The organism is Actinokineospora fastidiosa (assembly GCF_014648415.1).
Classification (GTDB): domain Bacteria; phylum Actinomycetota; class Actinomycetes; order Mycobacteriales; family Pseudonocardiaceae; genus Actinokineospora; species Actinokineospora fastidiosa.
Genome location: NZ_BMRB01000005.1, coordinates 1 through 12,081 on the forward strand (window position 1 = coordinate 1; position 12,081 = coordinate 12,081).

Consider the following 12,081-nt stretch of genomic DNA (forward strand, 5'->3'; position numbering starts at 1 on the left):
GGCACACACTCCACCGGCGGCCCGCAGCCGACAAGCGGCACACACCCCACCAGCGGCCAGCACGCGACTGGCGGTCAGCAGCGCAGCGGAGGCAGGCACGCGCGTGGACCAGCCGCCGGCCCTTCGGCCACCCACTGGTCCGACGGCGGCACCTCCGGACCCACGCCCCACACACCCGGCGCGGAACCACCCACCGGCCACTGGCCCGAGGACCGCTCGCCCGAACCCCCGCCCCGCGGGCCAGCAGGCGAACCACCCGCTGGAAGCTGGTTCGCAAGCGCTGCCCAACCCCCGTCCGGCGCCGAACCGCCCGGCTGGGCAGAAGGCGGCTCCGAACCCCCATGGCAAGGGCCCGGCGCAGAGCCCAGCCGCTGGTCTGATGGCAGTTCGTCCGAGCCCGCCCCGCGCAGGTCAGCCGGCGAGCCGCCTGCCAGCGACTGGTTCGAAAGCGCCGCCCAACCCCCACCGCACAGGCCCGGCGCAGAACCGCCCGGCAACCGATGGGACGAAAGCGGCTCCTCCGAGCCCGCGCCGGGCGGGGCTGCTGAATCGCCTCAGCGCCGGGCCACGGGACGCTCCGGCCCTGCGGCACGTCCGGCGGGCGCCGAGGCTCCTGGTGAGCCTGCCGACGACGAGGAACGGGGGGCGGACTCCCCTCCCCTGCCCACCGGGCACGGACACGGCCATGGACCGGCCACTCCGGCGTCCACTCGCGTGCGGCAGCTGCTGGCCATCCTCCTCACCCCCTTCGCCCTGGCCTCGCTGGTGGGGTTGGTGGTGTTGTTCCCCACCGGGGACGCGCCCGCAGTCAGCAGTTCCGGGTTGACCCCGGTCGACGGGACCGTGACGGCCGCGCAGGCGGGGCCGTGCTCCGAGGGGGACGTGGGGGGCACCGACTGCCTCACGCTCACCGTCCAGCTCACCGAAGGGGCGGCGGCGGGTAGCGACATCCGCACCACCGTGCCGCTGGAGCCGAGCACCCCCCGCTTCGCCGTGGGGGACGACGTCGTGCTCGCCTACAACGGCGGCGAGCCGTTAAGCGGGCAGTCCTACCAGGTCGTCGACTTCCAGCGCGGGTTTCCGCTGGTCCTGCTGGCCGCGGTGTTCGCGATGGCGGTCATCGCGCTGGCCCGGTGGAAGGGGCTGTCCGCGCTCGCCGCGCTCGGGGTGAGCATCGGGGTGCTGGTCGTCTTCGTGCTGCCCGCCATCGTGCGCGGGGAGAACCCGCTGCTGGTGGGCATCACGGCGGCAGGCGTGATCATGTTCGCGGTCCTGTACCTGACGCACGGGTTCTCGGCGCGGACGTCGACCGCGGTGCTCGGGACGATGGTCAGCCTCGCCCTGATCGGGGCGCTCAGCGCCCTGTTCTCCGCGTTCGCGGCGCTGACCGGGCTGGACGAGGAGACCGCGACGCTGGTGGGCGTCCTCGGGCGCGAGGTGGACACGCGCGGGCTGCTGCTGGCGGGCATCGTCATCGGCGCCCTGGGTGTGCTCGACGACGTGACCGTGACCCAGACCAGCGCCGTGTGGGAGCTCCGCGCGGCCAACCCGTCCCTGGGATGGCGGGAGCTGTACGCCGCCGGGGTGCGCATCGGCCGCGACCACGTCGCCTCCGCGGTGAACACGCTCGTCATGGCGTACGCGGGCGCCGCCCTGCCGCTGCTGCTCTACTCGTCGGTCTCCGGGGTCGGCGCAGGCGCGATCCTGGGGTCCCAGGACATCGCCCAGGAGATCGTGCGGACCCTGGTGGGCAGCATCGGCCTCGTGGCCGCCGTGCCCGTGACGACCGCGCTGGCGGCCCTGGTCGCCGTGCGCGAGGTCAGTCCAGCGACGCCACGAACCGGGTGACGGCGTCGCCGCTGAGCCGCTGGGCGAGCTTGCCCTGCGGGGCGGCCGCCGCCAGCTGGTAGAGCGGCCGCTCCGGCGCGGCCTCGCCCTTGGCCTCCGCCCGCAGCTGGGCGACCAGGAGCTGGGAGAACACCAGGCCCGCCGAGTGCTCGCTGGCGGCCATCGCGTCGGCCAGCCTGCGCAGCGCGAGGATGCCCAGCTCGCGCCCGCCGGTCCCGGCGTACACCGCCAGCGTGATGTTGATCGTGCGCCTGCCCTGCGCGACCAGCACGCTGACCGTCCGCATGCCGCGCACGTCACTGACCAGCAGCTCGATGCGGTCGGCGTGCCGCAGGTCGACGGACTTGCTGCCGATGGTGCGGGCGACGACCGTCGTGCCCTCCAGCGTCAGCCGCCTGCGCCCGGCGGCCCACGAGACGAGCAGGAACACGGCCACCAGCACGGCCGCGGTCACCAGACCCGTGGTCAAACCGGCCGTCGACCCCGCGATGAGCCCCACGACCAGCCCGACGACCGCGCCGACCCCCACGCCGAGCAGGGCGACGACCGCCGTCGCGCAGCCGCGCCGGGTCTGCCGGGTCGGGACGCTGAGCGGGACGGCCTCCATCAGATGCCCCGGCCCCGGCCGCGGTGCGCCGACCCCGGGTCGGACAGGTCGATCATGCCGGTGAGGAACGGGTTGCTCGCCCGCTCGCGGCCGATCGTGGTCGCCGGGCCGTGCCCGGGCAGCACCACGGTGTCGTCGGGCAGCGGGAGGATCTTGGTGCGCAGCGACTCGGTCATCTCCGCCATCGACCCGCCGGGCAGGTCGGTGCGGCCGATGGACCCGGCGAAGAGGGTGTCGCCCGCGAACATCAGCTCGCCGCCCTCCTCGGTCGCGGTGCGGAAGGTGACCGAGCCCCGGGTGTGGCCGGGGGTGTGGTCGACGGTGAGCGTCAGGCCCGCGAGGTCCAGTTCCGCGCCGTCGGTCATCTCCCGGACCTCGGCGGGCTCGCGCATCGCCAGCTCGCCGAAGAACGCGGCGGCCTCCTTGCTCATCCCGAGCATCGGGTCCGACAGCAGCGCGCGGTCCTCGGGGTGGATCCAGGCGGGGATGTCGTTGCCGTCGCAGACCGGCGTCACCGAGAACGTGTGGTCGAGGTGGCCGTGGGTCAGCACGACCGCGACCGGGGACAGCCGGTACTTGGCGATCGCCTCCGCGACGCCCGCCTCGGCCTCCTGACCTGGGTCGACGATCACGCAGGGCGCCCCTTCGCCCGCGGCGACGAGGTAGCAGTTGGTCTGGAAAGCACCGGCGGGGAAGCCGACGACGAGCACGGGCGGACCTCCGGGAGCCGATTTCCTCTCCGCGCGAGCCTAGTCGGGGCGACCTCCCACGCTGTTCTTACCCCGGTGCCCCCTAGACTGCGCGCCTGCCAGGGATCACGTCACGGGAGGGTGCCAGGTGCCGACCAACCAGCAGCGCCGGGAAGCGGCGAAGCGGAAGCTGGAACGCCAGATGGTCCGCCGGGCTGAGCGCGCCAAGAAGCGGCGCATCTTCGCCGTCGGCGCCACCGTCATCGGCGTCGTGCTCGTCGTGGGGCTGATCTATTGGCTCACCACGATCGGCGGCGACGACACCACCGACCCGGCGGCGCAGACCGACACCACCGCGCCCGAGGCGACGCCGGACGTGCCCGCGAGCATCCCGACGGAGCTGGCGGCGGTGCCCAAGCGGCCCAAGGCGCTGCCCGCGACGACGACCTGCGAGTACCGCACCGAGGAGGGCGCCGAGCCCGCCAAGGAGGTCGACGCCCCGCCGACCGCGGACGTGTCCGCGACGGGCACCGTGCAGGCCACCATCAAGCTCTCGACGGGCGACGTGAAGGCAACGCTGGACCGCGCCCTGGCGCCGTGCACCGTGAACAGCTTCGTGAGCCTGGCCAAGCAGGGCTACTTCGCCGACGCCCCCTGCCACCGCCTGACCACCGGCGAGGGCCTGCAGGTCCTGCAGTGCGGCGACCCGACCGGCACCGGCAGCGGCGGCCCCGGCTACGTCTTCGACAACGAGACCTTCCCGGAGATCAAGTACGGCCGCGGCATCCTGGCCATGGCGAACGCGGGCGGCACCAAGAAGGGCGAGGGCACCAACGGCAGCCAGTTCTTCATCGTCTACGGCTCCGCCGAGCTGCCCCCGGACTACACCGTCTTCGGCAGCATCGACGCCGAGAGCATGAAGGTGATCGACGAGATCGCCAAGGCGGGCACCATCTCCCAGGGCATGCCCGGGGACGGCAAGCCCAAGACCGAGGTGGCGATCACCGCGGTCGAGATCGCGTGATCGCGCCCCGGGTCGGCCTGGCCGCCGCGCTGCTCTGCGGCGCGGCGGCGCTGACCGCCTGCGCGTCCACCGTGTCCGGCAGCGCCAGCGGGTCGGGGTCCACCACCGAGCGGACCACGACCGAGAGGACCACGACGAGCACCGCGCCCGCGGGCGACGTGGACGTCCCGGCGAGCATCCCGACGGAGCTGGCGCCGATGCCCAAGCGGACCACGGCGCTCCCGGCCAAGGTCGACTGCGAGTACCGGACGGAGCAGGGCGCGGCACCGGCCAAGGACGTCGACGCCCCGCCCGCGACCGGCGTGTCCGCGCAGGGCACCGCGGCCGCGACCATCGCGCTCGGCGGCGGCGACGTGGCGGTCACGCTGGACCGCGCGCTCGCCCCGTGCGCGGTGAACAACTTCGTCAGCCTCGCCAAGCAGGGCTACTACGACGACACGACGTGCCACCGCCTGACGACGGCGGAGTCGCTGCAGGTCCTGCAGTGCGGCGACCCGACCGGAACGGGCAGCGGCGGCCCCGGCTACACCTTCGACGACGAGGTGTTCCCCGAACTCGAGTACGGGCGCGGCATGCTGGCCATGGCCAACGCGGGCACCGGCGCGGACGGCAACGGCACCAACGGCAGCCAGTTCTTCATCGTCTACGGCGCCTGCGAGATCCCGCCGAACTACACCGTCTTCGGCAGCATCGACGCCGCGAGCATGGCGGTGGTCGACGAGATCGCCAAGGCGGGCACGGTCTCCGAGGGCATGCCGGGCGACGGCAAGCCCTCGGCCGAGGTCGTGATCAGCGGCGTCGAGGTCGCGTGAGCGTGCGGGTCGTCATGGCCGTCGCGCTGCTGGCCTGCGCGGCGGGCTGTGATGCGCCCACTCCGGACAGCGCCGCGGCGTCCGCCGCGACAACCGCGACTACGACCACGGTCGCCACCACCTCGGCGTCCTGCGACTACCGCCCGACCCCCGAGGACCCGCCGGCGGACGGCAGGGACGTCGGCCTGCCGTCCGGCGTCGCCGCCCCGGACGTGGTGATCCTGCTGACCAACCACGGCGAGATCACCATGGCGATGTCGCGCGCGACGCCGTGCACCACGGCGAGCATCTCGCACCTGGCCACGTCCGGCTTCTACACCGGCTCCCCGTGCCACCGCATGACCAAGGCCGAGACCCTGTCCGTGCTCCAGTGCGGCGACCCGACCGGCACGGGTTCCGGCGGCCCGGGCTACACGCTGCCGGACGAGAACCCGACGGACCTCAAGCCCGCGAGCACGGCGGGCTACGTGACCTACCCGCGCGGCACCGTCGCCATGGCCAACACGGGCGAGCCGCACAGCGGCGGCAGCCAGTTCTTCCTCGTGTACGCCGATTCGACGCTGCCTCCGACCTACGCGGTCTTCGCGACGCTGGACGAGGCGAGCCTCGCGGTGCTGGACAAGATCGCCGAGGGCGGGGTGGCGGGCGGCGGCCGCGACGGCGCGCCCGCGGTCGCGGTGACCATCGAGAAGGCCCTCGCCGCCTGAGATCGGGGCTTGGGCCGTCCGGGGGACCGCCTGTCCCGCTTTCGTCCGCTGCCTACCTCGATATATAGCGAGTAGCGTATAGGTCACTGACCGCGCACGAGAGGTGACCCGCGATGAGCACTCGTCCCCGCGCAAAGTCTGTCCGGCCCGCTGGCTGCGGCTGCGGCTGCAGCAACTGCTCCGGCCCCGGCTGCGGCTGCTGCGGCAGCTGCTGACGCCGAGCACCGGGCGGGTCATGCCGCTCGCCCGGTGGGCCGTGTCGGTGGGCGCTGCGACACTGCCGGGGTGACTTACCGGGAGCTGCGGGTCGATGTCCCCGGCGTGGCGTGCCTGTGGTCGGTCGACGTCGACGGCCCCGGCGGCCGGGTGGTGCCCGACGGCTGCACGGACCTGATGTGGCACGCGGCGGCCGACCGGCTGTTCGTGGCCGGACCCGACACCACCGCGCACACCACCACGTTGCCGCCCGGGCGCCTGGTCGGCGTCCGCTACCTCCCGGGAGCGGCCGGGTTCGGCGTCCCCGCCGACGCGCTGCGCGACGGCCGCCCCGACCTGGCCGACGTCTGGACCAGGCAGGCCGCGGAGGCGCTGACCGAGCGCCTGCGCGGAGCGACGGCGGAGGAGGCCCAGCGGATCCTCCTGCTGGCCGCCCCCGCCGCGCCGGACCCGCTGGCCGCCCGGGTGCGCCTGCTGGCCGAGACCGGCCGCGTGCGCGACATCGCCGACGCCGTCGGCTACGGCGAACGCCAACTGCGCCGACGCTGCCTGGCCGCCTTCGGCTACGGCCCCAAGACCCTGCACCGCGTCCTGCGCTTCCAGCGCGCCCTCCGACTGGCCCGCGCGGGCCTGCGGTTCACCGACGTCGCCGCCCGGGCAGGCTACGCCGACCAGGCCCACCTCGCCCGCGACGTCCGCGACCTCGCCCAGGCCCCGCTCACAGCTCTCGTCCATGCGCCCACAGAGTCTTGAGCGCCTCGATCGTCACCAGGCCCAACCACACGTGCTCCACCACTGAGCCAGCACAGCCACCAACCACCGCCCGCGCCGGGCACGCCGACCAGGCCCACCTCGCCCGCGACGTCCGGGACCTCGCTCAGGCCCCGCTCACAGCTCTCGTCCATACGCCCGCAGGGTCTTGAGCGCCTCGATCGTCACCAGGCCCAACCACACGTGCTCCACCACCGGCGCCCCCATGAGCCAGCACAGCCACCAACCACCGCCCGCGGCCGGGCACGCCGACCAACCCACCTCGCCCGCGACGTCCGGGACCTCGCTCAGGCCCCGCTCACAGCTCTCGTCCATGCGCTCGCAGGGTCTTGAGCGCCTCGATCGTCACCGGGCCCGACCACTCGTGCTCCACCACCGGGGTCCAGATGAGCCAGCGCGGCCGCCAGCCGCCGTCGGCGCCGCGTTCGGCCGTCAGCGCGTCCAGGCTCTCGGCCATCTCCGCGGCGGAGAACCACGACGCGGCGAGAGAATTCGGCGTTGGGGCGTACTCGTGCGGGTACGGCAGCTCCGCGACCGTGTAGCCCTGCGGCGTCTCGCCCATGTCCGAGCCGAGCCGGACCATCCGGGACGAGCGGACCAGCTCGCCGAGGCGGTCCGCCGCCGCCCGGGCCCGCGTGCGGTCGGGCGCTCCCTCCAGGAACTCCAGGCATCCCCGCACCTCGTACGGGTGCGACGAGGCCAGCGCCTCGATCCGGGGCCAGCAGTAGTCGGCCGCGCGGGCCACCCAGGGATGGTCGACTTCGGCCAGCGCGCCCGCCAGGTTGGCCGTCGGCAGCAGCGCGCCCTCGGTCGACGCCTGCCACCACGGCGAGTGCGGGTACTCCCCCGCGGGCACGGCGAACGGCACCGCGCCGTCGGCGTCGCTGATCTCCGCCAGGTGATCGGCGATCGCGGGCGCGAACGCGTCGAGGGCGCCGACCTCGCGCAGGACCGACACGGCGGTCAGCGCGGCGAGCGGCTGGCTGTCCGCGCCCCGGCCGTCGGGCTCCAGCGCGTGCCCGTAGCCGCCGTCGGGGTTGCGGTACGCGTCCAGCGCGCGCACGACCGGCTCGGCGTCGCCGGACCCGAACAGGAACGCGAACCGACGCCGGTCCAGCAGCCGCGCGTGGGTGAAGAGGAACGTCTCAGCAGCGGTAATCGACACCAGGCAAACCTAGGCCGCGCCCCGGACCGCACGCTTGAACGAAACGGTCAGGACGCCGACGTGACCCGGTAGACGTCGTACACGCCCTCCACGCTGCGGACCGCCTTGAGCACGTGGCCGAGGTGCTTCGGGTCGCCCATCTCGAAGGAGAACCGGCTCACCGCGACCCGGTCCCGCGAGGTCGTGACCGACGCCGAGAGGATGTTGACCCGCTCGTCGGCCAGCACCTTCGTCACGTCCGAGAGCAGCCGGTGCCGGTCCAGCGCCTCCACCTGGATGGCCACCAGGAACACCGAGGACTCCGAGGGCGCCCACTCCACCTCCAGCAGCCGCTCCGGCGTCTGCAGCAGGTCGTCGGCGTTGGTGCAGTCCGTGCGGTGCACGCTCACCCCGCCGCCGCGGGTCACGAACCCGAGGATGTCGTCGCCGGGGACGGGCGTGCAGCAGCGCGCCAGCTTCACCCAGACGTCCGAGGCGCCCTTGACGATGACGCCCGCGTCGCCGGTGCTGCGGCGCCGGGTGATGGTCGACGGCGTGGACCGCTCGGCCAGCTCCTCCTCGGCGTGCTCCACGCCGCCGAGCAGCGCGACCAGCCGCTGCACCACGTGCCGGGCGGAGATGTGGCCCTCGCCGATCGCCGCGTACAGCGTGCCCACGTCCGGGTAGCGCAATTCGCGGGACAGGGCGGCCACCGAGTCCACCGACACCAGCCGCTGCATCGGCAGGCCGACGCGGCGCACCTCCTTGGTGATGGCGTCCTTGCCGGACTCGATCGCCTCGTCCTTGCGCTCCTTGGCGAACCACTGCTTGATCTTCGCCTTGGCCCTCGGCGACGCGGCGATGTCCAGCCAGTCCCGGCTGGGGCCCGCGCCCTCGGCCTTGGACGTGAAGATCTCGACGACCTCGCCGTTCTCCAGCTTGCGCTCCAGCGCCACCAGCCGGGAGTTGACCCGCGCGCCGATGCAGCGGTGCCCGACCTCGGTGTGCACGGCGTAGGCGAAGTCGATCGGCGTCGAGCCCGCGGGCAGGGTGACCACGTCGCCCTTGGGCGTGAAGACGAAGATCTCCCGGGCGGCCAGGTCGTAGCGCAGCGACTCCAGGAACTCGCCGGGGTCGGCGGCCTCGCGCTGCCAGTCGAGGAGCTGGCGCATCCAGGCCATCTCGTCGACGTCGACGCCGGAGTGGGTGCCCTTGGTCTCCTTGTACCGCCAGTGCGCGGCGATGCCGTACTCCGCCGTCCGGTGCATCTCGTGCGTGCGGATCTGCACTTCCAGCGGCTTGCCGTCCGGCCCGATCACGGTGGTGTGCAGCGACTGGTACACCCCGAACCTCGGCTGGGCGATGTAGTCCTTGAACCGGCCCGGCATCGGCTGCCACAGCGCGTGCACGACGCCCATCGCCGCGTAGCAGTCGCGCACGTCGTCGACGAGGATGCGCACGCCGACCAGGTCGTGGATGTCGTCGAAGTCGCGGCCGCGGACGATCATCTTCTGGTGGATCGAGTAGTAGTGCTTCGGCCTGCCCTCGACCCGCGCCCCGATCCGGGACTGCTCCAGGTGCTTGCTCAGCTCGGTCACGACCTTCTTCAGGTACGTGTCCCGCGACGGCGCGCGGTTGGCCACCAGCCGCACGATCTCGTCGTACTTCTTGGGCTGCAGGATGGCGAAGGCCAGGTCCTCCAGCTCCCACTTCACGGTGGCCATGCCCAGCCGGTGCGCCAGCGGGGCCAACACCTCCAGCGTCTCGCGGGCCTTCTTGGCCTGCTTCTCCGGCGGCAGGAAGCGCATTGTGCGCATGTTGTGCAGCCGGTCGGCCAGCTTGATGACCAGCACCCGGGGGTCGCGGGCCATGGCGATGACCATCTTGCGGATGGTCTCGGCCTCCGCGGCGGAGCCCAGCTGCACCTTGTCCAGCTTCGTGACGCCGTCGACCAGGTGCCCGACCTCGTCGCCGAAGTCGCCGCGCAGCCGCTCGATGGAGTACTCGGTGTCCTCGACGGTGTCGTGCAGCAGGGCAGCGACCAGCGTCGTGGTGTCCATGCCCAGCTCGGCCAGGATCGTGGCCACGGCGAGCGGGTGGGTGATGTACGGGTCGCCGGACTTGCGCCGCTGCGAGCGGTGCATCTCCTCGGCGACGTCGTACGCGCGTTGCAGCAGGGCGAGGTCGGCCTTGGGGTGCAGCTCGCGGTGCACCGCCGCCAGCGGCTCCAGCACCTGTTTGACCGGCGCGGCGCGCTGCGCGGTGATCCGGCGGGCCAGCCGGGCCCGGACGCGCCGGGTGGCCGATGGCTCGCGGCCCGCGGGCGAGGAGTCGGTCTCCGCCGCGATTCCCACGTCGTGTGTCACCCATGCTCCCGGCAAGCTCGCCACGCCCGGGGGCGCTCGGCCTTCCGGGCCACGAGTGTGACCCGGATACCGAGGATAACTCCGTTCACCTGGGCGAACCGGGAGGCCCGCTGCGAAGGACCCGGATCACACGCCCAGAGGCCGGAAATGTTCCGTTCGGCTGGTCGCGAACGACCACTCGGCGTGCCTAGACGGTCAGCAGCGCGCCCGTGTCCCTGCCGGTCAGCCGCTCCCGGCCCGCCAGTGCGGCGATCTCGACGACGACCCGCGTCGCGGCCACCCGCGCGCCCGCCCGCTCGACCAGGTCGCACGCCGCCGCCAGGGTGCCGCCGGTGGCCAGCACGTCGTCGACGACGATCACCTTCTCGGCCAGCCGCAGCCCGCCGTCGGGCAGCTCCAGCGTCGCCGTGCCGTACTCCAGCTCATAGGTCTGGCGGTCGGCGACGAGCGGGAGCTTGCCCGCCTTGCGCACCGGAACCACGCCCAGCCCGTGCACGGCCGCCAGCGCCGCGCCGAACAGGAAGCCCCTGGCCTCGACGGCGACGACGGTCGTCACCTCGGGGTCCAGGTCGGCCCCCAGCGCCTCGGCCACGGCCCGCAGCGCCGGGCCGTCGGCCAGCATCGGGGTCAGGTCGCGGAACAGGACGCCCGGCTCGGGGAAGTCGGGGACCTCCCGGATGAGCGCGAGCGCCCTGGTGAGTGCCTCCGTCACTTGCGCTTCTTGCCCTGCGGCTTGCCCCCGGGCTTGCGCCGCTGGTCGACCGCCTTGGGGTTGCGGGCCGGGACGCCGCCCGCGACGACCATCGCGCGCTCCTTGCGGACCTCGGCGTCGATGGCGTCGTCGTCGCTCAGGTCGACGTCGTCGGCAGCGGCGGCGCTGTGCCTGCGCTCGATGTTCGCCCGCCGCTGCGCGACCCGCTGGGCCTGCAGCTTGTACTTCGGGTCCATCATCTTGAGGTCCACCAGCACCGGGGTGCACAGGAAGATCGACGAGACGACGCCTGCCAGCATGCCGGTCGCCTGCACCAGCGCCAGGTCGGCCAGCGTGCCGACGCCGAGCAGGCCGACGCCGATCACCAGCAGGCCGGTCACCGGGAGCAGCGCGATCAGCGAGGTGTTGATCGAGCGCATCAGGGTCTGGTTGACCGCCAGGTTCGCGGCCTCGCCGTAGGTGCGCCTGGTCAGGCCGAGCAGGCCGCGGGTGTTCTCCTTGACCTTGTCGAACACGACGACCGTGTCGTAGAGGGAGAAGCCGAGGATGGTCAGCAGGCCGATGACCGTGGCCGGGGTGACCTCGAAGCCCACCATCGAGTAGACGCCCGCGGTGACGATCAGGTCGTGGAACAGACCGACCAGCGCCGCGACCGCCATCCACTTCTCGAAGTACAGCGCGAGGAACACCGACACCAGGGCGAGGAACACCAGCAGCGCCCACAGCGCCTTGGAGGAGATCTCCCCGCCCCAGCTGCCGGACACCGCGCTGTCGCTGATCAGCGCCTCGCTGGAGGTGCCGTTCGGCGCCACCGGCTTGAGCTGCTCGAACAGCGCGCCCTTGAGCTTGGACACCTGGTCGGGCGTCAGCGCCTCCGAGCGGATCTGGATGGTCGCGGTGTCCCCGGCGCCGACCGTCTGCACCGACGCGGGCTCCTTGCCCAGCGCCTCGGTGAAGATGTCCTCGGCCCGCTGGGTGTCGATCGGGCCCGCCGCGCTCGTCGCGGGGAACTGCACCCGGGTGCCGCCCTCGAAGTCGATGCCGAGGTTGAAACCCCGGAACACGATCGAGGCGATGCACGCCAGGAACAGCACGCTGAAGATGATGTAGCCGCGCTTGCGCTTGCCGATGATGTCGAGGGCGCCGTTGCCGGTGTAGAGCCCTTCCAGGAGGTGCCGTTTCACC

The 12,081-nt window shown here is 73.0% G+C and carries 13 protein-coding genes; 6 read left to right on the forward strand and 7 right to left on the reverse strand.

Going from position 1 to position 12,081, the window contains the following annotated elements; translation table 11 throughout:
• Positions 1 to 714 precede the first annotated feature (714 nt).
• Entirely contained in the window at positions 715 to 1,848 is a 1,134-nt protein-coding gene (locus IEY98_RS24470; protein ID WP_308425924.1) for a YibE/F family protein, read from the forward strand.
• On the opposite strand, the gene IEY98_RS24475 is transcribed toward IEY98_RS24470, so the two are convergent.
• Both IEY98_RS24475 and IEY98_RS24480 read right to left on the reverse strand, forming a co-directional pair.
• Positions 1,820 to 2,455 (reverse strand): hypothetical protein, encoded by a 636-nt coding sequence (locus IEY98_RS24475; RefSeq protein WP_189212990.1) that lies wholly within the window; start codon positions 2,453 to 2,455, stop codon positions 1,820 to 1,822. The two genes, IEY98_RS24470 and IEY98_RS24475, sit on opposite strands and share 29 nt — an antisense overlap.
• Positions 2,455 to 3,165, reverse strand: a complete 711-nt coding sequence (locus IEY98_RS24480) for an MBL fold metallo-hydrolase (protein ID WP_189212991.1) — start codon at positions 3,163 to 3,165, stop codon at positions 2,455 to 2,457. The genes IEY98_RS24475 and IEY98_RS24480 overlap by 1 nt, the downstream gene beginning before the upstream one ends.
• Positions 3,166 to 3,292: 127 nt before the next feature.
• On the opposite strand from IEY98_RS24480, the gene IEY98_RS24485 reads away from it, so the two are divergent.
• The 5 genes from IEY98_RS24485 (at position 3,293) to IEY98_RS24505 (ending at position 6,656) form a co-directional block, all read left to right on the forward strand.
• A complete protein-coding gene (locus IEY98_RS24485; RefSeq protein WP_189212992.1) occupies positions 3,293 to 4,168 on the forward strand; it encodes a peptidylprolyl isomerase in 876 nt (291 codons plus the stop codon).
• Positions 4,165 to 4,980 (forward strand): peptidylprolyl isomerase, encoded by an 816-nt coding sequence (locus IEY98_RS24490; protein ID WP_229787366.1) that lies wholly within the window; start codon positions 4,165 to 4,167, stop codon positions 4,978 to 4,980. Before IEY98_RS24485 ends, IEY98_RS24490 begins: the two co-directional genes overlap by 4 nt.
• Complete coding sequence (locus IEY98_RS33185) at positions 4,977 to 5,687, forward strand: peptidylprolyl isomerase (protein ID WP_308425925.1); 711 nt, start codon at positions 4,977 to 4,979, stop codon at positions 5,685 to 5,687. Before IEY98_RS24490 ends, IEY98_RS33185 begins: the two co-directional genes overlap by 4 nt.
• A 103-nt stretch (positions 5,688 to 5,790) precedes the next feature.
• Positions 5,791 to 5,976: a hypothetical protein gene (locus tag IEY98_RS24500; RefSeq protein WP_189212993.1), complete on the forward strand. Its 186-nt coding sequence runs from the start codon at positions 5,791 to 5,793 to the stop codon at positions 5,974 to 5,976.
• Positions 5,973 to 6,656: a helix-turn-helix domain-containing protein gene (locus IEY98_RS24505; protein WP_229787368.1), complete on the forward strand. Its 684-nt coding sequence runs from the start codon at positions 5,973 to 5,975 to the stop codon at positions 6,654 to 6,656. The genes IEY98_RS24500 and IEY98_RS24505 overlap by 4 nt, the downstream gene beginning before the upstream one ends.
• A 135-nt stretch (positions 6,657 to 6,791) precedes the next feature.
• On the opposite strand, the gene IEY98_RS24510 is transcribed toward IEY98_RS24505, so the two are convergent.
• The 5 genes from IEY98_RS24510 to secF form a co-directional block, all read right to left on the reverse strand.
• Positions 6,792 to 6,989: a hypothetical protein gene (locus IEY98_RS24510; protein WP_189212994.1), complete on the reverse strand. Its 198-nt coding sequence runs from the start codon at positions 6,987 to 6,989 to the stop codon at positions 6,792 to 6,794.
• Positions 6,973 to 7,839 (reverse strand): hypothetical protein, encoded by an 867-nt coding sequence (locus IEY98_RS24515; protein WP_229787370.1) that lies wholly within the window; start codon positions 7,837 to 7,839, stop codon positions 6,973 to 6,975. The genes IEY98_RS24510 and IEY98_RS24515 overlap by 17 nt, the downstream gene beginning before the upstream one ends.
• A 47-nt stretch (positions 7,840 to 7,886) precedes the next feature.
• On the reverse strand, positions 7,887 to 10,184 hold the full coding sequence (locus tag IEY98_RS24520; RefSeq protein WP_189212995.1) for a RelA/SpoT family protein: 2,298 nt from the start codon (positions 10,182 to 10,184) through the stop codon (positions 7,887 to 7,889).
• Positions 10,185 to 10,371: 187 nt separating this feature from the next.
• Entirely contained in the window at positions 10,372 to 10,896 is a 525-nt protein-coding gene (locus IEY98_RS24525; RefSeq protein WP_229787372.1) for an adenine phosphoribosyltransferase, read from the reverse strand.
• Positions 10,893 to 12,080 (reverse strand): protein translocase subunit SecF, encoded by a 1,188-nt coding sequence (secF, locus tag IEY98_RS24530; RefSeq protein ID WP_189212996.1) that lies wholly within the window; start codon positions 12,078 to 12,080, stop codon positions 10,893 to 10,895. The genes IEY98_RS24525 and secF overlap by 4 nt, the downstream gene beginning before the upstream one ends.
• Between the last annotated feature and the right edge of the window lies 1 nt (position 12,081).